The following is a 22767-nucleotide window of genomic DNA, read 5'->3' as shown; positions in this document are numbered from 1 at the left end:
CACAGGTTCTAAACTATGCTCAGCGCCTGGTGCAAGGTGGGGTGCTTTCCCCGGCGGCCCTGGCAGAAATGCGCCGCCGCTTTGGGCTGGCAAATCCCCCAGCCTGCTTTTAGTGGTGGCAGCCTGTGCAGCCGTCAGACCCTGGGCCACACCGGGTTTACCGGAACCGGCGTGTGGCTGGATTTTGAGCGGGGGTACGCCTGGGCTTTGCTGACCAACCGCGTACACCCCAGCCGGCACCAAGAACTGCGCCGCTCAGTTGGGAATGCCATTGCCGCAGCCTGGAAAGGCTGATCAGTCCGGTACTTCTTCTGCAGGGCTGTTCTCCAGGAGGCCCTGCCATAAGAGGGCAATAACCGGTAGGGCCACCACCAGCAGCAGCAATAACGCAAGCAAGCCTTCCACGCTTTAATGATGAGCCGCGCTGGTCAGCCCGGTATCAGCCAGAGGCTTCATCCCGGCTGGGGTTTTTGCGGCGCTGATTGGCGCGGATGCCTGCTTCGAAGTCGATCTCCGGGGGGGGGCTTGTCATCCATATCTACAAACACTGAGGGATGGCTGGGTTTTTGGTGAGGTCTGCCCGCAGGGCCAGTCGGTCGGCTCAGGCGTCCAAGCTGAAAGGAGACCAGCGCCACCAGCAGCAGCAAAATCAGAACCCCTAAGGCCCACTCGAGGGACATGGCCCCATGCTACCGCAAAAGGGCCCTTGCGGTTTGGGTTGGTAGCTTGCCTAACCCGAGATAGACCCTTGCCATTTATTGTTTGGTTTCGTTGTCCTGCACGTTCTGTTTTTGCTTGGCGGCCCAGCGGATAACCCAGGGCATCAGAAGCCAGTAAAGAGCCCCCGCCAGCAGGCCCAGCGGCAGGCCCGCCAGCAGCGAAGCCCAAAAGCCCATCTGCTGGATCTGCGCGACGATGCTAAAAATCCAGACAATGGCGAAGACCATTGCCACTTCCTGCCAATGCACCCTCATGGCTGGGCCTCTAACAGATCGGCCAGATAGACCAGCGCCATCTTGTAGGACATCGGCCCGAAGCCCGAGATGATGCCTTTAGTAGCCATGGCCGTAACCGAGTGGCGGCGGTACTCTTCGCGGGCGTGAAGGTTGGACAGGTGCACCTCCACTACGGGCAGGCGCTGCCCCCGGATGGCGTCCAGCAGGGCCAGCGAGTAGTGGGTGAAGGCTCCGGGGTTTAGCACAATGGCCCGGAAGCCCTCGTCTGCGGCTTGCTGAATCCATTCCACGAGCTGCCCTTCGAAGTTAGACTGGCGGCAGGCCACCCCCAGGCCCAGCTCGGCGCCCCAGGCTTCGCAGAGTTCCTCGAGCTCCTCGAGGGTGGTGTGGCCGTAAATTTCAGGCTCACGCCTACCCAGAAGGTTCAGGTTGGGGCCGTTGAGGATCAGGATCATTTGACCCTATGCTAAGGGAACATCGTCTCTATAAGCAATCAAAAGGTTCCTGGCCTCTGCCAAGCCACTCTCCCTTGCCCAGGGGGGCTTTGTTGGAATCGCGTTAACGACAGGATTACTGCTATACTCCCGGTATGCGCGACCGCATCCTGGCCCGTATAAGGCGGAGCCTCGAGCACCGTCCTCAGCCCGCACTGCCTGAGCCTTTAGTGCAGCCAGGACTGCCACAAGCGGAGGCCCTGGCCCTCTTCAGCGAGCGCCTGACGGGGAACGGGGGAGAGGTGGTGCGGCTAGAGCACCTCGAGGCCGCCCAGGAATGGCTGGCTCGCTTTGCCCAGACCTTTGCCGGGGTGGCGGTGGGCCGCACCGTTCCGCCGGAACTGCACCCCAGGTTGCCGGTTCTGCCCCCCGAAGAAGCTCCCCTGGGCATCTCCTGGGCCCTTGGCGCGGTGGCCGAGACCGGCACGGTCATCCTGAGCAGCCGGGAAGGCCGCCGTACCCAGCTTTTGCCGCCGTCCCACCTGGTGTTTGTGCCCGCGAGCAGGTTCTACGTAAGCCTTGGGGAGGCCCTGGATGTGCTAAAAGCCGAGCTGCCTGCGGCCCTGGGGCTGCACTCGGGCCCCAGCAAGTCTGCCGACATCGGCCAGATTATGGTCAAGGGGGTGCATGGGCCGGGGCGGCTGGTGGTGGCCCTGCTGCTTAGCGAATGAAGACTGCCGATGCTGGTATTGGTTCATTGGTTCAGCTCTACCACGTGCGTTTTTCGCAATACCAATCTGATTTACACAGTCTTGGGGCCAGCCGGTCTAGACTTGAGCCATGACCAAAGCCCGAACCCTCGGAGAACTCAAGCGCACCTACCCCCTGGAGAAACTCCGCCGTAGCGTAAAGGACGAGGCGCGGGAAAACTTGATTGCCAAACTTCGTGTAGGTGAGCGACTATTTCCTGGTATTCAAAGCTACGACGACTCGGTAATTCCCAACCTGGTCAATGCCATCCTGGCCCGCCACAACTTTATTCTGCTGGGGTTGCGCGGTCAGGCCAAAAGCCGTATCCTGCGCCAGCTTACCGAACTCCTGGACGACGAGATACCCGCCCTGCCCACCGAGATCCGCGATAACCCCCTCTTTCCGCTCTCGGCAGAGGCCAAACGCCTGCTGGAAGAAGCCGGCGACGAGGCCCCCATCGTCTGGATTCCCCGCTCGGAGCGGTATGTAGAGAAGCTGGCCACCCCCGACACCACCGTGGCCGACATCCTGGGCGACATCGACCCCATCAAGGCGGCCAAGCGGGGTACCGGCCTGGGTGATCTGGAAGCCGTCCACTACGGCCTTCTGCCCCGGGCCAACCGGGGTATCTTTGGCATCAACGAGGTAGCCGACCTGGCCCCCAAGGTACAGGTGGCCCTCTTCAACATCCTGCAGGAGGGCGATGTGCAGATCCGGGGCTACCCGGTGCGGCTGATGCTCGATGTGTGGATTGCCTTCACCGCCAACCCCCAGGACTACACCGCCCGGGGCAAGATCGTCACGCCCCTCAAAGACCGCATCGGCTCGGAAATCCGCACCCACTACCCCCGCACCCTCGAGGAAGGCCTTTCCATCACCCTTCAGGAAGCCTGGGTGGCTCGAGAGGAAGGCATGTACATACCCGCTTACGTGGCCGAGGCCTCGGAAGCGGTGGCTTTTGTGGCCCGCGAGGACAAGCGGGTGGACAAGACCTCGGGGGTCTCGCAGCGCCTCTCCATCAGCCTGCTCGAGCTGGTGGCTTCCAACGCCGAGCGCCGCGCGCTGCAGGTGGGCGAGCGCCCGGTGGCCCGGCCCTTAGACCTCTATGCGGCGCTGCCGGCCATTACCGGCAAAATCGAGCTGGAGTACGAGGGCGAGCTGCAGGGAGCCGAACGGGTGGCTAAGGACTTGCTCCTCAAAGCCTTTGGCCTGTCGTATGGCGAACGGGCCCGGGGCTTGCCGGTGGATGAAATCGTGCAGTACTTCGCCGAGGGCAACCTCCTCACCCTGCCCGAGGGCAGCTCTAAAGCGGTGCTGAAGGAAATGGAAAAAGTGCCGGGGCTGATTGCTGCCGCCCAAAAACTGGAACCCCAGTCCACCCCCGAAGCCCTGGTGGCGGCGGGGGAGTTTATCCTCGAAGGTCTGGCGGGCCGCAGAAAAATCGCCAGGGGTGAAGAAAGCTACAGCGCCCCCATCGAACGGGAGCGCGAACGCTGGGGAAGCGGCAACTGAACCCAAAGGAGCCACCCATGCGCGTCCGATACTCCAAATACGAACCCGGCTTCGACGACCTCACCGGCGCCGACCTGATGGACATGATCCAGGACTTCCTGATGGACTCGGGCTTTTCCGACCCCTACAACCGCTACCAGCCCGACCCCAACCGCGGCCCCACCGCCGAAGACCTGATGGACGCGCTGCTGCAAGCCCTGCTGGAACAAGACCGCATTCCCGAGGAGTGGCTGCAAGAGGCCCGCAATGCCCAGAACTTTCAGGAAACCCGGCTGGGCCAGGAGCTGCAGCGCCTGATGCAACGCCTACAGGACGAGGGCTTCATCCGGCTGCCCGGCAACGACCCCACCGCCCCCCAGGGCCAAGGTATGCGGGGTGAGGCCCAGGACACCCGCCTCGAGCTCACCAACAAATCGGTGGACTTTCTGGGCCTCAAAAGCCTGCGTACCCTGCTGGGTTCGTTGGGCAAAAACGCCCCAGGGGCGCACGTCACGCGGCACTTTGCCTCGGGGGTGGAATCGAGCGGCGAGACCAAGCCCTACGAGTTTGGCGACCAACCCAACATCAACATCGGCGAGACGCTCAAGCAGGTGGTGATGAAGGGGCTGGAAAATATCGAGGAGCGCGACCTGACCATCGAGCTATCCGAGTACACCGCCGCCATGAACACGGTGGTGCTGCTGGACTGCTCGCACTCCATGATTCTCTACGGCGAAGACCGCTTCACCCCCGCCAAGCGCGTGGCGTTGGGCCTGGCCCACCTGATCCGCACCCAGTACCCCGGCGACCAGGTGCGCTTTGGGGTCTTCCACGACAGCGCCGAGGAAGTACCGCTGGGCAGGCTCCCCACCGTGCAGGTGGGGCCCTACCACACCAACACCGCCGAGGGCCTCAAGCTGGCCCGCAAGATGCTCAAGAAGATGAGCGGCGAGATGAAGCAGATCATCATGATCACCGATGGCAAGCCCTCAGCGCTCACCCTGCCTTCGGGCCAGATTTACAAGAACGCCTGGGGCCTCGATCCCGTGATCCTGGCCGAGACCCTAAAAGAGGCCACCCTGGCCCGCAAGGAGGGCATTCCCATCCACACCTTTATGCTGGCAAGGGAGCCCGAGTTGCTGGCCTTCGTCAAGAAGCTCACCCAGATCACCAAGGGCAAGGCCTACCTCACCACCCCCGGCAACATCGGGCGGTATGTGCTGATGGACTTTTTGAACCGCAAGGTTAGCCGGAACTAGAGCGACAGCAGATTTGCTCTAACTCATCCTTTGCCTTCCGTTTCCGACTAGACTACCTCTTGTGAAAGCAGCTCAAAGCTGGGGAATCGCGGCCTATCTGGCCCTTCTTATCGAGCGTGTGTCCCAGGCGGTGCAGCTTCGGCCCCGGCCTGCCTTTAACCCGGCCCAGCTTCGCCGCTTTGAAGGGATAAGGCGAGAGCTCTCGCTCGAGGTGGCCTACTACCCTGCCCAAAGCCTGGGGGGTTATGTCTTCATTCCCAAAGACACCTACTTCCAGCAAGCAGAAGAGGTTTTGCGACAACTCTAGCGGGTTGGGCCGTAAGGTGCACTGCACCCTATAACTTTGTGGCGGTATGGCCTACCCTGGCGGTATGCACCGCGTGTGGGCTATCAGGCGGGCTTGGCGTGTGCGGCTCTGGCTGGCCGCAGGACTGGCCCTTTTGCTGTTGCCTTTGGCCCTGCTGGTACACCCGGCCTGGGTGCTGGCCTCTTTGCTGGGCTTGCTCTACCCCACGCGCTGGGAAGAACCGCGTGCGCTGGCCGAGCTTGACCGACGCTATGGCCTGGCCTACCGCAGTGCGCTGGAAGCCCCGCTTCATCATCCCTGGCGGAGCCAGCTACAAGCGGAAGCAGAAGCCAGCCTGCGCGAGGCGCGCCCGCCAAACTGGCCCTGGGTGCTGGCGCTGGCTTACCTGGCCCTGGTAGGAATGGCCTGGGTTTTGCCCCCGCTGCACTGGCCATCGGCAGCGCCGCCGGTGGTTGCTGACAGTCCTTCTGGCCCAGGCGATGCCCTGCCGCAAAATGGGGGTTCTGCCTCGAGCCCACCCCCACCCAACCCCGGCCTGCAAACTGAGCAAGGCCCAGAGGAAGCCCCTCCTGCGGAAAAGGAGCGTGTGCAAGGGGCAGCAGATCAGAATCAGACCCAGAATCCCGCCGCTCAGGACGCAGCCCGTACCGAGCAAACCGCTCAAAGCTCGCAGAACCGTGAGCAGCCCGCACCCAACACCGTTCAATCGCCGCAAAATACCCCCACGGGCCAACCCCAGCCCAACCAGACCGGGCCAGAGACCAACCCCGCGGAGCAGAGCCCGCCCACATCCCAACCCGGTCAGGCACAGCCCCGGCAACCTGGACAAGCGCAGCCTGCCCAACCTGGACAAGTGCAGCCACAACAACCTGGACAGGCAAGGCCACAACAACCTGGACAAACCCAGCCGCCTCAGACGGGCTCGCAGGGGGAGCAGGCGCCCCCTGCACCTGGGCCGCGGGCTTCAGAGACTGCCCCTCAACCTGGACAAACCCAGCCCGCCCAGCCTGGACAGGCGCAGCCCCAGCAACCTGGGCCGCAGCCGGGTCAGGGGCAGGCTTCGGACCAGAGCCAGCCTCGAGGTGAGCAAGGGAGCGGCCAGGTAACCAATCCTCCCTTGCGCCCTCCGACCAACGCACAGCGCCCGGCAGGAGAGGCCCCGCTTGGCCGGGGGGAAAACCGGCAGGGAAGACCCCAGCCCCTGCCCAGCCCCTGGCCCTCGGGCCAGCCCCCGCAAAACGTGCAGCGCCAGGCCGAGAAGTACCTCGAGTCCGAGCCCCTCCCCCCCGAGGTGCGCGACCTTTTGCGGCGCTACTTCGAGCTGCCGCAGCGGTGAAAAACACACGATTGGGAACAGCTCTCGCGACTACCCAGCGACAGCTTTTGTTGTGCTGGAACAAGCGCTCTGCACTTTGTTAGGATAGGCCGCTGCGCGGCTGTTCGACAGTGGGACGATCCCCATCGGTACGGGCCTCCTGTTTATAGCTTGATGGTACCTTTGCCAGCACCCCAAGTGATGGTGAGCGTGCAGCTCCCCACACTGGGGTGCGTGCTCACGGTTCCGCTGAGGGTGAGGGTGTTGGTGCCGCCTCCTTTGAGGATGGTGCCCACATTGCCTAGGTTGTTGAATACCAGCTCATTGCCCGAGAGGTTGCTCACGATGAAAGCGCCCCCACTGAGCGTGACAGAAAAGCTCAAATTGCTTGCGGTTGCGCTGGGTTGCTTGGAGGGATCGGTAAAGGCAGGGTCGGATAGCACCACTTTGAAGTTCTGGATTTGCACGGTGGTGTTGCCGGTGAGGGTGCAGCCACTACCAAAGTTCACGTTGCTTATGGCGACCGTGTAGCTGAAGCTGTTCGGCGTGAGGGGAATGTTGAGGTTTAGGTTGTCATCAAAGGTAAAAGTGGCGCTTGCGCCCCCGATTGTGCCCGTTGATTGGATGGATGCGGAACCCGTCCCTGTCAGCGTAATGTCTGTGGTTTTTCCGTTGAGCGCCAGCACATCCCCCACATCAATGGGAGGAATCAGGCCACAACCCACAAATGCTAACACCAGAAAACCGCCCAAGGCCAAGTTACGTTTCATAAATTCCTCCTGCTCGCTTTTTGAAGCAATGAAATTGTACACCCATGCCAGAGGGGTACTCAGTTACATTTGACCCAACATGGGTTTGCAGGGGCGTTGCATAACGTCCTTGCGGCCTACACGGTCTTAAAGCTTTCGAAGGGCTCCTTGCAATTGTTGCAGACGTAAATGGCTTTGCACAAGGTAGGGCCAAAGGTGTTCTTTACCGATGTGTTAAGGGAGCCGCAACGGGGGCAGGGGGTGGGGGAGGGCTCGAGCTCTATCAAAAAGTCCTGCTCGCTGCTGGGCTTGGGGGGTGCAATGCCGTACTGGCGCAGGCGTTCCTTGGCTTCGGGGGTAATCCAGTCGGTGCTCCAGGGCGGTGAGAGCACGGTCTGCACCTCGACTTCCTGGAAGCCCAGCGAGCGGGCGGTTTGCTCCAGTTGTGCTCGGATCAGGTGCAGGGCCGGGCAGCCCGAGAAGGTGGGGGTCATGGTGATGACGGCTTTGCGGCCCTCGATCACCACGTCCCGCACGATGCCCATCTCGACCACGTTGATTACCGGAATCTCGGGGTCGGGAATCTGGGCTAAAGCCTTCCAGACTTGCTTGGTATCGGGCAGGGTGGTCATGTTACCAAACCTTGGCTTCGGCATCCCAGCGGGCGGTGGACTGCATCTCGGCCAGGATGCTCCACAGATGCTCGGTGTGGTAGGTGCGGGAGGTGGGTTGATAGCCGGGGTTGATGGGCAGCTTGAGGCCAGCGTTTTGCAGGTGGCGGGTGCTGTGCTCGAGCCAACCTTCTTTTACCAGGGCCAGGTCGGGTACGATGCCCTCGGCCACCAGCAGCTCTTCGCCGGGGATGGGCACAAAAAGCTGCTGGGCATAGCCCCACTGCATATCCAGGGCCTGTTGCAAGCGCCGGTTGGATTCTTCGGTGCCCTGGCCCAGCCGTTCCACCCAGGCTTGGGTATGCTGGAGGTGGAAGCGCTCCTCGCGGATGATCTTTTGCACGGCGTCGGCTAAGGGTGGATAGCTGCTGTGCCGGGCGGCCTCGAGCCAGAGCGCTTCGTACAGGTCGAAGAGGTACTGGCGCAGCATGGTGAAGGCCCAGTCGCCTTTAGGTAGCTCGACCAGCTCGCAGCAACGGTACTCGTTGGCGTCGCGGAAGAAGGCCAGCCGGTCGGGGTCGGAGCCATCGAGCTGCTGGCGCAGGCCAAACCACAAGGTGGCGTGGCCCAGCTCGTCCTGCACGATGTTGGCCAGGGCAATGTCCTCTTCCAGAATGGGCCCGTGGCCGGTCCACTCGCTGTTGCGGTGGGCCAGAATCACCTCGTCGTCGGCCAGGGCGGTCAGTTTGGCGATCAGGGCCTCTTTAACAGCACTCGTCATCTTCCACCCCCCGCCCCAGCTTGTGCTTGCTGATATGTGAGCCCACTGTGGCGTAGAACTGTTGCTGTTTGTAGGTTTTGTCTTTGGCTGGGGCAAACCAGCTTTCGATGGTGTCCGGGCTGGGGTCGGTCTGGTAAACCTTGTCGGCGGGCACAACCCACCAGGCCAATGCTTCTGCATCGGTAAAAGTAGTCTGGGCCTGCGCCAGGGCCTCTTCGGGTGTGCGGGCCTCCACCTCGCCCACATGGTCTACAAAGGTCATGGAGCGTTTGTGGCTGGTTTTGCGGAAAACCAGATATTTGCGCGGCGAGGAAGGAGGGCTATAGGCCCTGTCGTGTTCTGCTTGCAGGAGCTGGCTTTGGGCAATTTCTTCTTTGGTCCAGGCGTAGATATCTTCTGCCCGCGCCACCCACATGCTCACGGCCTGGGGCCGCCGGGCGAAGACGTTGCGGGCAGTTAGGAGGGCATGTTCGGGGTCGGCAGCATGCACCGAACCCACCGCCTGATGGGGCTTGTGGGGGGTGTCCTGCTTGAAGACTTCCCAGCGGGGCCACTGTGTGTCCATAAAACCTCAAATGCGGGAAAAGAGGAAAGAGAAACCCAAGAGATTAACTTTGCTTTCCGCTTTCCACCATTCTCTTTCCTCGCTGTTAGACGGCCACGGCCGTCTGCCGTGTGGCGTATGCTTCTAACGCTTCACGCACCCAGGCCCCCTCGGCATGGGCGCGCCGGCGGGCTTCTAAGCGCTCTTTGTTCATGGGCCCGTTGCCCTTCACAACTTGCCAGAACTCGTCCCAATTGATGGGGCCGTGCAGCCAGTTGCCCGTGGCCTCGTCGTAGCGCAGGTCGGGGTCGGGGAGGGTGAGGCCGGCCTCGAGGATCTCGGGCGCGTGCTCGTTGATGAACTCCTGGCGTACCTGGTCGTTGGTCTTGGTCTTGATGCCCCAGCGCACCAAAACTTCGGTGTTGGGGCTGTCTTTATCGTGGGGGCCCATCATCATCAGGGCGGGCCACCACCAGCGGTTGATGGCGTCCTGGGCCATCTGGCGCTGCTTGGGGGTACCTTTGGCGTACAGCAGCACCATCTCCTTGCCCTGTTTGTGGTGGAAGGTCTCCTCGGCGCAGATGCGCACCATGGCCCGGCTGTAGGGGCCGTAGGAGCACTGGGCCAGCATGGTCTGGTTCTTGATGGCTGCCCCGTCTACCAGCCAGCCGATGGTGCCGATGTCGGCCCAGGTGAGGGTGGGGTAGTTGAAGATGGAGGAGTATTTGGCCTTGCCCGACAGAAGGGCCTCGAGCATAGCTTCACGGCTGATGCCCAGGGTCTCGGCGGCATGGTAGAGGTACTGACCGTGGCCCGCTTCGTCCTGCACTTTGGCCACCAGAATCATCTTGCGCTTGAGGGTGGGGGCGCGGGTAATCCAGGCCCCTTCCGGCAGCATTCCCACCACCTCGGAGTGGGCGTGCTGCGAAATCATGCGGATGAGCTGGCGGCGGTACTCTTCGGGCATCCAGTCGCCGGGCTCGATCTTTTCGCCCCGCTTTATGCGGGCTTCGAACTCGGCCAGGCGCTCGGGGTAATCGGGGTCGCTGGGTACTCCGTACTTTACTGGCATCTTTCCTCCCACTTGCCAAACTAACGCTTGTTAGTTTTCGCTAGTTTAGCTCGAGTTCCCCCAAATTTCAAAGTGGCCCGACCCAGCTTGCTATACTAAAGCCATGGTGAAGCACCGTTTCACCGTCGAGGACTACCACAAAGCCTACGCCGCCGGGGCCTTGGGGCAGGGCCGGGTGGAGCTGTTGAATGGTGAGGTCTATCACATGTCGCCGATGGGTTATCGTCATCGCTATTTCGTCACGGCACTCACCGAGATGCTGGTCAAAACCTTTTCCGAACGTGCCGTGGTGATGCCGCAGTGCTCACTGATGGTTGCGCCCGACTCCGAGCCCGAGCCCGACCTGATGCTCTTGAAACCGCCCCTCTCTACCTACAAAGATCGCGACCCCAATCCCCAGGACGTGCTACTGCTGATCGAGGTAAGCGACACCACCCTGGCCCAAGACCGTAGCCTGAAGGTGCCGTTGTACGCCCAGGCGGGAATTCCAGAGGTATGGCTTGTGAACCTGCTGGAAGAGAAGCTGGAAGTTTACCGCGCCCCAGACTACCAGCCCATCTACTTCGATAAGGGCACACGGGTTGCGCCGCTGGCGTTTGGGGAGGATGGGCTCGAGTGGTGGGTGTAGGAGTTATGTGAACTACCAGACAGGCCAGACCCTGCGCGTCGAGTTCTGGAAGTATCCTGCCGATAAGGTGCACTACTGGTGGGAGGCTCGGGTGTGCGAGATTCGCCCGGAGGCAGTGCTGGTTCATATGCCCCTGGGTTTTGAATTTCATCATGTCAGCAAAAACCGGGTGCTGCGGGTAGACCACCAGGCGTATGTAGCTTTTTTTCTGGGGCGCTGGTACTCGGGTGGGCCGGATTTGGATGCTTCAGGAAGGGTATTGGAATACTACTGGAACATCCAGACCCCACCCCGCTTTGAGCCAGATTGCATCTGGCAATACGACCTGGAAATTGACGTGAAGTGCAGGGCCGACCACCGCTGCCAGACCTTCGACCTCGAGGAGTTCGCCGCCAAAGCCCCGCTCTATCCTGCCGAATGGGTGGAGCAGGCCAGCCGGGCCGTGCAGCAGATTGAGCGGCACATGCGCCTAAAAGCGTGGCCGGTTTTGCCGCCGGGGCAGGGCAGAGCCTGGCTCGAGCGGCTCTAGCCCGTTGCAGGTCTTGACCCCCGACCCTCAACCCCAGACAATCTACAAATATGCGAGGCCTGTCCAAGCGCGTCAAAACCATGAAGCCCTCCTCCACGGTAGCGGTTAATGCTAAAGCCCTCGAGCTGCGTCGTCAGGGGGTAGACCTGATCGCCATGACGGCAGGCGAGCCCGACTTCGATACCCCGCAGTTCGTCAAGGATGCGGCAGCCCGGGCTATGGCCGCCGGCAAAACCAAATATGCCCCGCCGGCAGGCATTCCCGAGCTGCGCGAGGCCATCAGCGCCAAGTTCAAGCGGGAAAACGGCCTCGAGATTCCCCCCGATCAGATCGTGGTGACGGTAGGCGGCAAGCAGGCCCTGTTCAACCTGTTCCAGGCCATCCTCGACCCCGGTGACGAGGTGATTGTGATTGGCCCCTACTGGGTCAGCTATCCAGAGATGGCCCGCTTTGCTGAAGGCGTGCCGGTAGAGGTCAACACCGGCCCCGAGTCGGGCTTTATCCCCGACCCACAGGAGGTCGAGCGCAAGATTACCCCCCGCACCAAGGCCATCGTGCTCAACTCGCCGGGCAACCCCACGGGGGCGGTTTATCCCAAAGAAGTGCTGGTGGCCATTGCCGAACTGGCCAACAAGCACGACCTTTACATTGTTTCCGACGAAATTTATGAGCACCTCATCTACGAGGGCGAACACTTCTCGCCGGCCCATGTGGCCCCCGACCGCACCATCACCATCAACGGTGCGGCCAAAGCCTACGCCATGACCGGCTGGCGCATTGGCTACGCCGGTGGCCCCAAGGATGTGATCAAGGGCATTATCGACGTCTCCAGCCAGTCCACCACCAGCCCCGATACCATCGCCCAGTGGGCCATGGTGGAAGCCCTTAATAATGTGGAGGAAGCGCAAAAGTTTATTTCCATGGCCCGCGAAGCCTACCGGGCGCGGCGCAGCATTATTGTGGACGGCTTGAACGCGCTGGGGCTCCCTACCCCCAGAGTCAACGGGGCTTTTTACGTCCTATCGGATGTTTCCAAAATTGACCCCGACGAGAACAAGGCGGCCCTCAAACTGCTCAACGAAGCCCGGGTAGCCGTGGTGCCCGGAACCGATTTTGCAGCGCCCCACCACGTGCGCTTTAGCTATGCCACCAGCGAGGCCAATATCCGCCAGGCCCTGGAACGCATCGCCTCGATTCTCTAGAGCACTCTTCACAAATATTGAACTGCTCACAGCTCGATTGCTTAATCCTGCACAGCACAGTTGCCTCCCAGATGGGAGGCAACGTCTGTGAAGAGTGCGATAGAAGCGATTGCACGCTGCCAGGCCAGAGGCTGGCGGCTGCTGATTCTGCTTGCACGGCGCCCTGGTTTATGTGGGGTGAGCAGGAAGTAAAGTTGACTGCACAGGCTCTAAAAACCCAAACTGGCCGAATATTAAGACCAAAAAGCCTTTCGTAACGCTTGCGTAACGCCTTGCCGTTTATCATCGGCCCACGGTGTGAGCCAGCTACACCGAATTGCGTCCCGGTGCTTTGTGCGCAGAAGTACACTGGGAGAAACGGAGGGGGTATGTCCCAGAAAACCCTGCAAGCGCTGATCGAACAGCACACCCCCAGCCTGATGGCCCTACCCAATGTGGTGGGGGTGGGGTGGGGGGAAGAGCAGGGCCGCGAGGTGGTGGTGGTGCTGGTAAGCCGCAAGCTGCCACCAGAGGCTTTGCAGCCCCACGAGCGGGTGCCCAGGAACCTCGAGGGGGTGCGGGTGCGGGTGCGCGAGATAGGCGCGGTTGAGGCTCAAAAAAACCACAAGTAGGGTTTTCTGGTAGGTGCGGTGTCGAGGCCATCGGTTTTAGGTGCCTCTTTTTGTATTCCGTCGAATTGAGGGGAGTATTACCCAACCGCAGGGGGTAGGTATGCCTATAAATGAAGCCAAAGCCATGCTTTCGGCCAGTGCCCAGGCCGAGGCCGAAAAGGCCAAACAGGCTACGCAGGACGACTTTCTGACACCCGAGGCCATGCGCGCCAATGTGCGTGGAATGGGTGTGGGGGTCAAGTGGAAGAACGGTGAGCCGACCGGTGAGCCGGCCCTGGTGGTGCTGGTCAGCCAGAAGCTGGAACGCAACCAGCTCAGCCGGGCCGACCTGATTCCGGCCAAGCTGGGGGATATGCAGACCGACGTGCTGGCCATTGGGGAGGTTTTTGCCGGAAATGCTGGGGAGCCTGGGGTGCAGACCCTCACCAGAAGGGTCAGGCCTGCCGAGGGGGGCTACAGTGTAGGCCACTTCAAAATTACTGCTGGCACAATGGCCACAGCGGTCTACGACTTTTTGCCGGGGGCTACCGTGAGCCCTCCGGCCCATGGTCTGGGTATTCCGCCCCGCTTTTACATCCTCAGCAACAACCACGTTTTGGCTAATTCCAATGGCGCCAGCCTTGGCGACCCCATTCTGCAACCGGGGGTCTTCGATGGGGGCACCCTACCGGCAGACCTCATTGCCCGGCTGAGCCGCTTTGTTCCCATCACCTTCGAACCCCCGGTGCCAAGGTCTAACCACCGCAACCTGGTGGATGCCGCCATAGCCGAGGGGCAGTTCCACGACCTCGACCGGGAGATTTACTGGAACGGCTATGTGCAGGGCTGGCAGCCCCGCTCCAAGACCCTGGTGGGGCAGCGGGTCAAGAAAACCGGCCGCACCACCAACATGACCACGGGACGCATTACGGTGCTGGGGGCTACGGTAGACGTTAACTATGGCGGTGGGCGAATTGCACGCTTCATTGACCAGATTGTGACCACCAACATCTCGGCGCCGGGGGATTCGGGCTCGCTGGTGCTGAGCGAGCGGGGCAATTTGGCCCTTGGGTTGTTGTTTGCTGGCTCCCCGGTGGCCACCATCGTCAACCACTTTGAGCATGTGCGCTCACTGCTGCGTATAGAAGTGGCCGAAGGCATTGGTTGATACTCGAAAAACCCTGGGGAGCGCGTTTGGCGCTCCCCTTTGGCATCCCTATTTTCGCGCAATCCAGCTACGAAAGACGCTGCCGCTATCTTCAGCCTGGCCGCTCAGAGCCAGCCCCACCCGGCGGATTTGCAGGCGGTCGGCACCTGGGTATATATCGCGAAAGGCTCGGTACAGCACAGGTTCGTCGTCGAGGTAGGCTTGAAACTGCTCGCCGTCGCAGACCACCCGGAGCCGCACGGGCACACCGTGGTAGAGCCGATCGGGCACACGGGTCCACACCTTGCCGTAAGGGTCTTCGTAGCCAGCAAAGCGCAGCATGCCCACCACGGCACGCTCGGTGTGGTCGAGGGAGAGGGCCACCACCAGATGATGCTGGGCGTCCTGCCAGAAACAGACCCCGGCCCGGCTTTGCTGCCCGGATGGAAGAATCTCGCTTTCCAGGTCGGCAAAGTTGGGTTTATCCCAGGGGATGGTGTACAGGGTGCGCTCGGTTCCTGCTGCTTCGATGGCGAGGCCGCCCTCTTCAGGCACCAGAGCCCCCGGGCCTAAAGTGGGTTCCCACGAGACCAGCAAGCTTTCGGCAGGCTGGTTCAGGTAGGGCGCAAAAGCTATTTTTTGTCCCCTGGCTTGCCAGGGCTGGCCCAGCTCCAGGGTAGCTGGCAACACTATTTCGCGTGGGTGCACCTCGAGGTCGGCGGCCTGGCCTATCAACCCAACGCCGGTTTCGCTGCTTAGACGGGGCTCGAGCAGGGGGAGTTCGGAGAAAAGGGCTCGGCCATCCAGACTGATGTTGAGGGCCTGCCCATCGTCGAGCACCTGCACCCAGTGGGGTTGCTGGTTGGTCTCGGTGTGGCGCTCGCTGGCCAGCACATACTGCCCTGCACCAAACCGCAGGCACAGCCGGACTTCCCGGGGGGTGAGCTGAAGCGCCAGGTAATGCCTGGGGTCGCGGTAGCGCCAGATCAGACTGGCAGGCGCCGTAAGCCGCACATGGAACAGCCCGCCCGGCTCTTTGGTCTGCAGCAGCATACCTGGATCGTTTAGCTGCCATACTCCACCCAGAGCGGCCTTGCGCCCGAGCTGTGGTTGTGGGTCCGCCACTAGGGCTGTACCATGCCCTTGCCACTCTGGGATAACCGCCACCCGTACCCCGTAGATGCGGGTGTCTGCCCGGTGTCCATTCTCGCCCAGGATGGACTGGTAAACCCCAGCATATAAAGCCGCAGCGCCGAGGTCGTAGGGGTCTATGGCTACGGGTCGCACCCTGGGCAGCGCCGGTAAGTGCCGACTGCCCTCGAGCGAACCGGCGTAAAAGGCCACCCCCTTTTTGCGCAGCACCGTGAGGAAGTAGATGGGGTTGTTCGGAATGTCCAGTAACAAATGGTGCAAACCCTGTACCTTGGTTGCACATAACCTGCCATTGACGCTGCGATGTCCTTGCATCACAAAAGCCTGACCGGCCTCGAGGGGATTGGAGGGTGCAGGATGATTAAACCAGCCCACGGCCAGATTTTCACGCAGCGGAGTGGACGAAAAGTGCGCCTTGAATGGGAGTTGTATTTCAGGCTTGGCGCTGCGCAGCTGCAAGGGGCTTTCGCTTAGGGTTTGCGAATTGTTGTGCCCATTGAGCATGAAGACCCCAAAGGCCAGACCCGCTTTGTGGGCAAAAGGCCCGTAGGCAATTCCCTGGCGACCCCAGCCTGGGGTATCCAGCGGCGCAAAGCGCACCCCTCCTGCCTCGACCGAGATTTTGGCCTCCGCATCTACCCCCAGGCGTACAACGCCACAATCGCTGGTGCTACCAACCACCTCGCCATACAACACTTCCTGTGTAAAGCGATCGAGAATTTCGTCGAGGGAGGGCTTGAGGCTTTTCATTGAATCGCTCTGTGATTTTCAAATTTATGAAACCACGCATAACGGCAACGTGAAACGCGAATAGCGCTATGCTTAACAACCTGTGTCTTAAACCGTTACAGGTATTTGCGCGGTGGCTGAAAGCGAAACGAGTCCATAACGCCCTCAGATAACGGCCCGCTGCACCTCGACAAAAACCTTTGGGCATTTGGAGTCCTCCATGTACCCTTAGGGTATGCGCCTCAGGATGAAATTCTGGCTCGAGTCTGAATCGGGCGATTATATGTTGGGCCCTGGCACCTTGCGCCTGTTGCTGGCTGTTGCCGAGCAGGGCAGCCTCAAGGCGGGGGCCAGGGCAGTTGGGCTTGGCTACCGAACGGCATGGGATCGGCTCAAAAAAGCCGAGGAGGGCCTGGGGTTTGCTTTGCTCGAGCGCTTCTCGGGCGGCGAAGGGGGTGGCGGCAGCTCCCTGACGGCAGAGGCCCTGGAACTGGTGGAGCGATACCGCTGGTTCGTCCTGGGTACGCAAGAGATGCTCGAGGCCCGCTTTTATGAGGCTTTTGCGGGCTGGTCTCAAACCAGGCCTGATGTGCCAGATGTCAAAGAAAAAGGTGCAAAGTAGCTATATTTACATGTACGTTATGCAATAAATACGCAATACCGTGTAAAGTGTTGACAAAAAACAAGTCATATGTTATGTTTTTCTTGCCAGACGCTTCATGTGCCCCCGGTCGCCAGCCGGGGGTCCTCCCTATTAAGGGAACAATCCAGCGAGATTTCATATGAACGGCGTTTTCTGGGTGGGTTTCAGAATGTCGGGGTGGGGTAAGGCAACGATAAACTTGCCGCCCCCGTGCAAGTATGCCTCGAGCGGCGCTTTCATTTCATGTGTGGGGGGGTTAAGCAGAAGCAGGTAGTCGGGTTGTTCATCGAGCAGCTTTTTTACTCCGTATATGGGGATATGCACCCCAGCTAAAAAGCGCCCCTGCTTGCCTGCATCAGGGTCAACCACAAATTCAATTACTTCGCGCCCCAAACCCGCATAGTTGAGCAAAACCATACCCTGGGTGCTGGCTCCGTAGGCCGCTGCCCTTCGTCCGCGCGCGCGCAGCTCGGTAAGCAAAGCCACCAGGGCTTCACGCACTGCTGCTGTGCGTGAGGCAAACTCGAGGTAGTAGGCAGTATCGCTCAGACCCAGCTTTTGCTCTTGCTCCATATAGCGGCCAGCCGGAGTTTCGACCTGGCGGCTTTTGCTCAGAAAATAGCGCAGATAGCCCTCCGCCAAAGGTTCAACCTGTTGAATCCAGAGGCCATGACGGCGTGCAAGCTCGTGTATGGCCCGAACCGAGAAGTAGTGCGGCTGCTGGTGGCAAAAATGCTCGAACTGCCGGGCCTCGAGCAGCTCCAGCACATAAAGCAGCTCCATTACGACCACGCCGTTATCGCTCAGAAGCATGGCCAGGCCTTCGAACAGCCCATTGAGGTCGGTGTGATAGGAAGGTAGTTGATTGGCCAGTATCACCTCGGCCTGTAGCCCCTCGTTGTGCAGTGTGGCGGCATAGCTGCGCTCAAAACGCTCATTTCGGATAAGGAGATTCTTGCCAGAAACCGCTTTAACCCGCTCTGAATGGGGCTCGAGGTAAACCACTTTAGCCCCTGCTTGCCCGAACTCGTGCAGCTGCGCCGGGCTACTGCCTTCCAGGGCCAGAACCACAGAACCTGGGCCGAGCTGGTGGCTACCTGGAAGCCCCTCGAGTAAGTCTTCTACTGGAAATGCCGGGGGTGTCGGGGTACTGCCTACTGGGTCGCCAGTGAGCTGAACCAGCCCGCAACGCTTACAAAAAGCGACCTCGAGGCTGCGTCGCTCTTCGGGGGTGGCCAGTTGATCACTGCTCAGGATGCTAACGAGGGGAATCCTTCCCAGGCTCAGAAAGAGCATTAGCTCCCCCGAACCACACGAGCGACAGGTCTTGCGCTTTTTCATTTAATCCCCTGGCCACATGCGCGGCTTTATTGCAAGAAGGTACAAACTCGGCCGTAATCGTACCGTTATCGGATTTTGCTTGCTTTGATTGCGGGTTGCGGCGATTCGTTAAGCGGAATTGCGGGTGCTTTGATAAATAAAACGTACCCGTAACGCAACAATTAACGAGATGGCTCTAAGGGTACAGGCTATCCGAATCTTGGCGGTTTCCCAGCGTCGAGCCTGGCGCAGGCCGTTAAAGCAAGAACGCCTTGAGGGCCTGTAGGGTTGGGCCAATGGTCTGCACGCGGGTTGGGCGGTTGTAGAGTACCTGCAGGGCTTGCTCTGGAGGGGGCTCCTGGCCCAGGGCGCTAAAGACCACCTCGGGAAACTTGGCTGGATGGGCGCAGGCCAGGCTGATCGTGGGGGTGGGGTCGGCGGTTTGCGCCCGGTAGCGGGCCTGGGCTTCCAGGCCCACCGCCGTGTGGGGACAGGCCATATAGCCGCAGGTCTGGTGGGTTTTTTTCATGCGTGCCAGGGTGGCCTCGTTCGAAACCGTGGTGCCCCAGACCCACGCGCGCAGCTTTTCCGGCCCCAGCAGGGTGTACAGGCGCTCGAAGTTGCTGGGCGAACCCACGTCCATGGCGTTGGAAAGGGTGGCGATGGTGGGGTGAAACTGATAGGCCTCCGCCTTGCCCTGCAAGAAGTCGGGGAAAAAGTGGTTGTCGTTGTGGGCAGCAATGAACTTATGCACTGGCTGTCCCATCAGCGCGGCCAGGATGCCAGCGGTAAGGTTGCCCAGGTTGCCGCTGGGAACGCAAAAATTGATTTCCGCCCCCACCCTTTCCCCGAGCGAGTTGACCTGACGGGCGGCCCACAGGTAGTACAAAGCCTGGGGGAGCAGGCGCCCAATGTTGATGGAATTGGCGCTGCTTAAAGGCAGGTGGGCCAGCTCGGGGTCTACGAAGGCTTCCTTGACCATGCGCTGGCAGTCGTCGAAGGTGCCCTCCACCGCAAAACTGCGTACGCCGGGGCGCTCTGTGATGAGCTGGCGCTCCTGCACCTCGCTCACCATGCCTTTGGGGTAGAGCAAGACCACCTCGATATTGTCCTGCCCGGCGAAGCCATCGGCCACGGCGCTGCCGGTATCGCCGGAGGTGGCTACCAATATGATGCGGCGTTCGCCCCGCTGGCGCAGGAAATACTGCATCAGGCGGGCCATAGTGCGGGCCCCAAAGTCCTTGAAGGAAAGGGTGGGGCCGTGGAAGAGCTCGAGCACGAACAGGTCGTCCGAGAGCGGCACCAGCGGGCAGGGGAAGTTCAGGGCATCGCGGACGATGGCTTCCAGGTCGGTGGCGGGAATCTCGTCCTTGAGCCAGGTGCCCAGTACCGCTATTCCCACCTCGGCGATGGAGCGGGCCTCGAGCCAGGCTTCCGGCTCAATCTTTGGAATGCGGTTGGGGATGTACAGGCCCCCATCCGGGGCCAGGCCTTTGAGCAGGGCCTCCTCGAAGCGCACCAGGTTCTTGTGGGGGTCGCGGGTGCTGTAGTAGCGGATCATAGTGGGTACTTATACCATCTCTGCGTGCTCATTTCGCACTGTGGGCTTCTACATGGCACTCGGGGGAGCTCTACATCAGACCTCCTCGAGCTGCTCCAGCGGCTGCTGGGGTGTGGGAACCGAGTCCGGAATGGGCAGGTGGCCGGGTGCGCCCAGCAGCAGCCGGTACAAATCGCCCAGCACCGCACTGGCCGTTACATCCCCACCGGCCCCGGCCCCGGCGAAGACCAACTGCCCCACCGGGTCGCCCCTGTAGACCAGGGCGTTACGACCGCTGCCCATGCTGACCAGGGGGTGCGACTCGGGCAGGCGCACTGGACGTACCGCCGCCACCCATTCGCCCTGTTCGGGGTAGAGGCTAGCCACCAGCTTGATGGCGTGGCCTTCGGCCCTGGCCTGCTGGAGCAGCTCAGGGGTGAGGTGCTGGATGCCCCGGGTGCGCTGTAAGACCTTGTTCCAGGAAAGCCCGGGGTCTACCGTGAGTCGTCCCAGCACGCAAATTTTGTGGGCCGAGTCAATGCCGCCCACATCCAGGTTGGGGTCTGCTTCCAGGTAGCCCAGTTGTTCCGCTTCCTGGAAGGCCTGGTCGTAGGTAGCACCCTCCTCCATGCGCCGGATCAGGTAGCTGCAGGTGCCGTTCACGATGCCGTGCACCTCCAAGGTTTGGTTGCCCCACAGGCTTTGCAGAGCGCCCAGGATGGGTGTTCCGGCCATCACGCTGGCCTCGTAGTAGAGGCTGCCTTCCTCGGCATATTCGCGCAGTTCGCCCCAGCGCTCGGCCAGCAAGGCTTTGTTGGCGGTTACCACCGGCAGGCCCATCTCCAGCGCCTGCAAGACCAGATCCCCGGCCAGGGTGGTGCCGCCCGCCACTTCTACCAGCACGTCCACATCCTCGAGGAAGCCTTTGGGGTTGTTGGTCAGAAGCCTAGCGGGAATACCCGGGCGGCTTTTCTGGGTGTCGCGCACCAGCACCCGGGTTAGCTCTACCTCGACGTCCAGCGCCCTGAAGCGCGACCGATGAGCAGGTAAAAGCTGGGCAAAAGCGCTCCCGACAGTTCCGCCCCCCATCAGGGCCACACGCACGGTTTCCATAGGCGTAAGCCTACCGTGTTGAAAAGGGGAATGCCAGTCTGCTTAGCGGAGGGAGCCGTCAGGACTCGAGCTGACTCAAACAGATGACCCCTGAGAAGCGGTGGCTACGCCCAGCGCCTTCAGAACCGCCTGTGCGCTGCGCTTGTCGAGGCCCGGCAGCCGGGCCAGCTCCTCCACGCTCATGGCCTTCAGTTCCTCCAGGGTGGAGAAATGGTTCATCAGGGCCAGCTTGCGGGCCGGGCCAATGCCCTTGATGTCGTCGAAGATGCTTTTGAGGGCTTTTTGGTTGCGTAGCTTGCGGTGGAACTCGAGGCCATTGCGGTGGGTTTCATCGCGCTGGTAAATCAGGAGCTGCAAGGCTGGATGGCTCTGGGGAAGGGCGATGGTCTTGCCGTCGGGCAGCACCAGGGTCTCCTCGCGCTTGGCCAGCCCCACCAGCGGGATCTCCAGTCCGGCCTGCTTGAGTGCTTTCTGCGCGGCCCGCACCTGGCCTAGGCCCCCGTCCACCAGGATCAGATCGGGGATGGGCATCTGCTGGGCCAGGCTGCCGGTGAAGCGCCGGAGGATGGTTTGTTCCATCGAGAAAAAGTCGTCGGGCTGCTGCAGGCCCCTGATTTTGATGCGGCGGTACTCGGCTTTTTTGGGCCGACCCCCCTCGAAGACCGTGATGGAGCCCACCACGCTATCGCCCAGCAGGTTCGAGATGTCGTAGCCCTCGATGCGATAAGGGCGGCGGGAAAGCCCCAGCACCTCCATCAGCCCCTTGAGGCCGGGGTGGTCGCCTTTGCGCTCCAGAAGCTTGAGTTCGGTTTGCAAGGCGGTCTGGGCGTTGTGCTGGGCTAGCTCGATCAGCCGGGTCTTGTCGCCGCGCTGGGGGATGCGCACCTCCACCTTGCGCCCTTTGGAACTCAAGAAGGCCGAGAAAGCTTCCTGGGCTTCCAGTTCGAAGGGCAAGAGCACCAGCGGGGGCAGCGGGGTGGCCTCGAGGTAGTAGTCGCGCAGGAAGGCTTCCAGCAACTCCGCATCGCTGGCCTCCTTTACCCCCTCCACGAAGCGGCTGATGCGCCCCAAGATCTGGCCCCCGCGCACCTGGTAGTGCTGCAAGAGGGCATAATCGCCCGCCCGGGCAAAGCCCAGAAAGTCCAGGTCGCCCAGATCGGGGTCGTAGGCCTGCTGAGCAGTACCAAAAAAACTCTGTACAGCGCTTATCTGATCGCGTATTTCAGCCGCCCGCTCGAAATCCTGGTTTTGAGCCGCGGCCCGCATCTGCTTTTCCAGGCTTTCGTATAGGGCCTCCATCTTGCCATCCAGCAGATTTTCTACCTGCTGCACGGCTATGCGGTACTGCTCTGGGTCAGCTTTGCCCACGCAGGGGGCCAGACAGCGCCCCATCGAGTAGTTAAGGCAGGGGTAGCGCCTTTTTTTGAAGGGGTAGCCTGAGTTCTGGCGCAAAGGGAAAAAGCGATCCACCAGGCGCTTGATGCGCCGCACTGCCGAAGCCTCGGGAAATGGCCCCCAGTAGCGGGCCCCATCGTCCTCCACCCGCCGCACCACCATCAGCATGGGCCACTCCTCGCGGGTGAGCTTCAGGAAGGGGTAGTGCTTATCGTCCTTCATCAGGACGTTGTAGTGAGGGCGGTGGTGCTTGATCAGGTTGGCTTCCAAGAGCAGGGCTTCTACCTCGTCGCGCACCACGATAAAGTCGAGGTGGGTGGCTTCCTGGCAGATGCGCAGGCTCTTGCCCTCGCCATGAAAATAGCTGGTTACGCGGGCTTTGAGGTTTTTGGCCTTGCCCACGTAGATGATAGCCTCGCCGGTTTTCCACAAGTAGACCCCCGGTGTTTCGGGTAGCGGGGGCAAGTCTTCCAGCCGCATCTGAACCCTATCCTAGTACACCCTCATGCA

At 61.2% G+C, this 22767-nt stretch carries 24 protein-coding genes; 12 read left to right on the top strand and 12 right to left on the bottom strand.

The window, feature by feature from the left end; all coding sequences use genetic code 11:
* The first annotated feature begins 15 nt into the window (after positions 1-15).
* A complete protein-coding gene (locus Q355_RS0100250; RefSeq protein ID WP_027875922.1) occupies positions 16-294 on the top strand; it encodes a serine hydrolase in 279 nt (92 codons plus the stop codon).
* Positions 295-755: 461 nt separating this feature from the next.
* On the opposite strand, the gene Q355_RS0100235 is transcribed toward Q355_RS0100250, so the two are convergent.
* Together Q355_RS0100235 and aroQ are read right to left on the bottom strand one after the other, a co-directional pair.
* Positions 756-974 carry a hypothetical protein gene (locus Q355_RS0100235; protein WP_027875921.1) on the bottom strand — a complete coding sequence of 73 codons (219 nt, stop codon included), beginning with the start codon at positions 972-974 and terminating at the stop codon, positions 756-758.
* A complete protein-coding gene (aroQ, locus tag Q355_RS0100230) occupies positions 971-1411 on the bottom strand; it encodes a type II 3-dehydroquinate dehydratase (protein WP_027875920.1) in 441 nt (146 codons plus the stop codon). The genes Q355_RS0100235 and aroQ overlap by 4 nt, the downstream gene beginning before the upstream one ends.
* A 134-nt stretch (positions 1412-1545) precedes the next feature.
* Here aroQ and Q355_RS0100225 point away from each other — a divergent pair, with 134 nt between their 5' ends.
* The 5 genes from Q355_RS0100225 to Q355_RS16120 all read left to right on the top strand — a co-directional run bounded on the left by Q355_RS0100225 (position 1546) and on the right by Q355_RS16120 (position 6533).
* Positions 1546-2121, top strand: a complete 576-nt coding sequence (locus Q355_RS0100225; protein WP_027875919.1) for a LutC/YkgG family protein — start codon at positions 1546-1548, stop codon at positions 2119-2121.
* A 109-nt stretch (positions 2122-2230) separates the two neighbouring features.
* Positions 2231-3652 (top strand): sigma 54-interacting transcriptional regulator, encoded by a 1422-nt coding sequence (locus tag Q355_RS0100220; protein ID WP_027875918.1) that lies wholly within the window; start codon positions 2231-2233, stop codon positions 3650-3652.
* Positions 3653-3669: 17 nt separating this feature from the next.
* A complete protein-coding gene (locus tag Q355_RS0100215; protein ID WP_027875917.1) occupies positions 3670-4890 on the top strand; it encodes a vWA domain-containing protein in 1221 nt (406 codons plus the stop codon).
* Positions 4891-4951: 61 nt separating this feature from the next.
* A complete protein-coding gene (locus Q355_RS0100210; protein WP_036258351.1) occupies positions 4952-5197 on the top strand; it encodes a hypothetical protein in 246 nt (81 codons plus the stop codon).
* A 64-nt stretch (positions 5198-5261) separates the two neighbouring features.
* Positions 5262-6533: a hypothetical protein gene (locus Q355_RS16120; RefSeq protein WP_051529240.1), complete on the top strand. Its 1272-nt coding sequence runs from the start codon at positions 5262-5264 to the stop codon at positions 6531-6533.
* Positions 6534-6676: 143 nt separating this feature from the next.
* On the opposite strand, the gene Q355_RS0100200 is transcribed toward Q355_RS16120, so the two are convergent.
* The 5 genes from Q355_RS0100200 to paaA form a co-directional block, all read right to left on the bottom strand.
* A complete protein-coding gene (locus Q355_RS0100200; RefSeq protein WP_027875915.1) occupies positions 6677-7282 on the bottom strand; it encodes a hypothetical protein in 606 nt (201 codons plus the stop codon).
* A 116-nt stretch (positions 7283-7398) separates the two neighbouring features.
* Entirely contained in the window at positions 7399-7893 is a 495-nt protein-coding gene (gene paaD / locus Q355_RS0100195) for a 1,2-phenylacetyl-CoA epoxidase subunit PaaD (protein WP_027875914.1), read from the bottom strand.
* A gap of 1 nt (position 7894) precedes the next feature.
* The gene (gene paaC, locus Q355_RS0100190; protein WP_027875913.1) at positions 7895-8653 is read right to left on the bottom strand and encodes a 1,2-phenylacetyl-CoA epoxidase subunit PaaC; all 759 of its coding nucleotides are present in this window, start codon (positions 8651-8653) and stop codon (positions 7895-7897) included.
* Positions 8637-9218, bottom strand: a complete 582-nt coding sequence (locus Q355_RS0100185) for a phenylacetic acid degradation protein (protein ID WP_027875912.1) — start codon at positions 9216-9218, stop codon at positions 8637-8639. The genes paaC and Q355_RS0100185 overlap by 17 nt, the downstream gene beginning before the upstream one ends.
* An 85-nt stretch (positions 9219-9303) precedes the next feature.
* Entirely contained in the window at positions 9304-10269 is a 966-nt protein-coding gene (gene paaA / locus Q355_RS0100180; protein ID WP_027875911.1) for a 1,2-phenylacetyl-CoA epoxidase subunit PaaA, read from the bottom strand.
* A 103-nt stretch (positions 10270-10372) separates the two neighbouring features.
* Between paaA and Q355_RS0100175 the strand changes: the two genes are divergently transcribed.
* The 5 genes from Q355_RS0100175 (at position 10373) to Q355_RS0100155 (ending at position 14386) form a co-directional block, all read left to right on the top strand.
* Positions 10373-10897, top strand: a complete 525-nt coding sequence (locus Q355_RS0100175; protein ID WP_027875910.1) for a Uma2 family endonuclease — start codon at positions 10373-10375, stop codon at positions 10895-10897.
* The gene (locus Q355_RS0100170; protein WP_051529239.1) at positions 10875-11426 is read left to right on the top strand and encodes a ribonuclease FAU-1 family protein; all 552 of its coding nucleotides are present in this window, start codon (positions 10875-10877) and stop codon (positions 11424-11426) included. Before Q355_RS0100175 ends, Q355_RS0100170 begins: the two co-directional genes overlap by 23 nt.
* A gap of 50 nt (positions 11427-11476) precedes the next feature.
* Positions 11477-12628: a pyridoxal phosphate-dependent aminotransferase gene (locus Q355_RS0100165; RefSeq protein ID WP_027875908.1), complete on the top strand. Its 1152-nt coding sequence runs from the start codon at positions 11477-11479 to the stop codon at positions 12626-12628.
* A 368-nt stretch (positions 12629-12996) separates the two neighbouring features.
* Positions 12997-13239: a hypothetical protein gene (locus Q355_RS0100160; protein ID WP_027875907.1), complete on the top strand. Its 243-nt coding sequence runs from the start codon at positions 12997-12999 to the stop codon at positions 13237-13239.
* A gap of 100 nt (positions 13240-13339) precedes the next feature.
* Complete coding sequence (locus tag Q355_RS0100155) at positions 13340-14386, top strand: chymotrypsin family serine protease (RefSeq protein ID WP_027875906.1); 1047 nt, start codon at positions 13340-13342, stop codon at positions 14384-14386.
* Positions 14387-14434: 48 nt separating this feature from the next.
* On the opposite strand, the gene Q355_RS0100150 is transcribed toward Q355_RS0100155, so the two are convergent.
* Entirely contained in the window at positions 14435-16267 is a 1833-nt protein-coding gene (locus Q355_RS0100150; RefSeq protein ID WP_027875905.1) for a hypothetical protein, read from the bottom strand.
* 214 nt (positions 16268-16481) lie between these two features.
* Between Q355_RS0100150 and Q355_RS15165 the strand changes: the two genes are divergently transcribed.
* Positions 16482-16868 (top strand): winged helix-turn-helix domain-containing protein, encoded by a 387-nt coding sequence (locus Q355_RS15165; protein ID WP_051529238.1) that lies wholly within the window; start codon positions 16482-16484, stop codon positions 16866-16868.
* A gap of 156 nt (positions 16869-17024) precedes the next feature.
* On the opposite strand, the gene Q355_RS0100140 is transcribed toward Q355_RS15165, so the two are convergent.
* The 4 genes from Q355_RS0100140 to uvrC all read right to left on the bottom strand — a co-directional run bounded on the left by Q355_RS0100140 (position 17025) and on the right by uvrC (position 22737).
* Positions 17025-18230: a methyltransferase C-terminal domain-containing protein gene (locus Q355_RS0100140; RefSeq protein WP_027875904.1), complete on the bottom strand. Its 1206-nt coding sequence runs from the start codon at positions 18228-18230 to the stop codon at positions 17025-17027.
* Between the two features lie 235 nt (positions 18231-18465).
* On the bottom strand, positions 18466-19770 hold the full coding sequence (gene thrC, locus Q355_RS0100135) for a threonine synthase (protein WP_027875903.1): 1305 nt from the start codon (positions 19768-19770) through the stop codon (positions 18466-18468).
* Positions 19771-19845: 75 nt separating this feature from the next.
* Positions 19846-20862: a homoserine dehydrogenase gene (locus tag Q355_RS0100130; protein ID WP_027875902.1), complete on the bottom strand. Its 1017-nt coding sequence runs from the start codon at positions 20860-20862 to the stop codon at positions 19846-19848.
* Positions 20863-20937: 75 nt separating this feature from the next.
* A complete protein-coding gene (gene uvrC, locus Q355_RS0100125) occupies positions 20938-22737 on the bottom strand; it encodes an excinuclease ABC subunit UvrC (RefSeq protein ID WP_027875901.1) in 1800 nt (599 codons plus the stop codon).
* Positions 22738-22767 lie beyond the last annotated feature (30 nt).

The sequence above is a fragment of the Meiothermus cerbereus DSM 11376 genome, assembly GCF_000620065.1.
Classification (GTDB): Bacteria; Deinococcota; Deinococci; order Deinococcales; family Thermaceae; genus Meiothermus; species Meiothermus cerbereus.
This window is presented reverse-complemented; position numbering and strand designations above follow the sequence as displayed.

Excerpts from the sequence above, each read along its gene's own strand:
- Q355_RS0100250 (WP_027875922.1), top strand. The coding sequence starts at position 16 with ATGCTCAGCGCCTGGTGCAAGGTGGGGTGCTTTCCCCGGCGGCCCTGG.
- Q355_RS0100235 (WP_027875921.1), bottom strand. The coding sequence starts at position 974 with ATGAGGGTGCATTGGCAGGAAGTGGCAATGGTCTTCGCCATTGTCTGG.
- aroQ (WP_027875920.1), bottom strand. The coding sequence starts at position 1,411 with ATGATCCTGATCCTCAACGGCCCCAACCTGAACCTTCTGGGTAGGCGT.
- Q355_RS0100225 (WP_027875919.1), top strand. The coding sequence starts at position 1,546 with ATGCGCGACCGCATCCTGGCCCGTATAAGGCGGAGCCTCGAGCACCGT.
- Q355_RS0100220 (WP_027875918.1), top strand. The coding sequence starts at position 2,231 with ATGACCAAAGCCCGAACCCTCGGAGAACTCAAGCGCACCTACCCCCTG.
- Q355_RS0100215 (WP_027875917.1), top strand. The coding sequence starts at position 3,670 with ATGCGCGTCCGATACTCCAAATACGAACCCGGCTTCGACGACCTCACC.
- Q355_RS16120 (WP_051529240.1), top strand. The coding sequence starts at position 5,262 with ATGCACCGCGTGTGGGCTATCAGGCGGGCTTGGCGTGTGCGGCTCTGG.
- Q355_RS0100200 (WP_027875915.1), bottom strand. The coding sequence starts at position 7,282 with ATGAAACGTAACTTGGCCTTGGGCGGTTTTCTGGTGTTAGCATTTGTG.
- paaD (WP_027875914.1), bottom strand. The coding sequence starts at position 7,893 with ATGACCACCCTGCCCGATACCAAGCAAGTCTGGAAGGCTTTAGCCCAG.
- paaC (WP_027875913.1), bottom strand. The coding sequence starts at position 8,653 with ATGACGAGTGCTGTTAAAGAGGCCCTGATCGCCAAACTGACCGCCCTG.
- Q355_RS0100185 (WP_027875912.1), bottom strand. The coding sequence starts at position 9,218 with ATGGACACACAGTGGCCCCGCTGGGAAGTCTTCAAGCAGGACACCCCC.
- paaA (WP_027875911.1), bottom strand. The coding sequence starts at position 10,269 with ATGCCAGTAAAGTACGGAGTACCCAGCGACCCCGATTACCCCGAGCGC.
- Q355_RS0100175 (WP_027875910.1), top strand. The coding sequence starts at position 10,373 with ATGGTGAAGCACCGTTTCACCGTCGAGGACTACCACAAAGCCTACGCC.
- Q355_RS0100170 (WP_051529239.1), top strand. The coding sequence starts at position 10,875 with ATGGGCTCGAGTGGTGGGTGTAGGAGTTATGTGAACTACCAGACAGGC.
- Q355_RS0100165 (WP_027875908.1), top strand. The coding sequence starts at position 11,477 with ATGCGAGGCCTGTCCAAGCGCGTCAAAACCATGAAGCCCTCCTCCACG.
- Q355_RS0100160 (WP_027875907.1), top strand. The coding sequence starts at position 12,997 with ATGTCCCAGAAAACCCTGCAAGCGCTGATCGAACAGCACACCCCCAGC.
- Q355_RS0100155 (WP_027875906.1), top strand. The coding sequence starts at position 13,340 with ATGCCTATAAATGAAGCCAAAGCCATGCTTTCGGCCAGTGCCCAGGCC.
- Q355_RS0100150 (WP_027875905.1), bottom strand. The coding sequence starts at position 16,267 with ATGAAAAGCCTCAAGCCCTCCCTCGACGAAATTCTCGATCGCTTTACA.
- Q355_RS15165 (WP_051529238.1), top strand. The coding sequence starts at position 16,482 with ATGCGCCTCAGGATGAAATTCTGGCTCGAGTCTGAATCGGGCGATTAT.
- Q355_RS0100140 (WP_027875904.1), bottom strand. The coding sequence starts at position 18,230 with ATGAAAAAGCGCAAGACCTGTCGCTCGTGTGGTTCGGGGGAGCTAATG.
- thrC (WP_027875903.1), bottom strand. The coding sequence starts at position 19,770 with ATGATCCGCTACTACAGCACCCGCGACCCCCACAAGAACCTGGTGCGC.
- Q355_RS0100130 (WP_027875902.1), bottom strand. The coding sequence starts at position 20,862 with ATGGAAACCGTGCGTGTGGCCCTGATGGGGGGCGGAACTGTCGGGAGC.
- uvrC (WP_027875901.1), bottom strand. The coding sequence starts at position 22,737 with ATGCGGCTGGAAGACTTGCCCCCGCTACCCGAAACACCGGGGGTCTAC.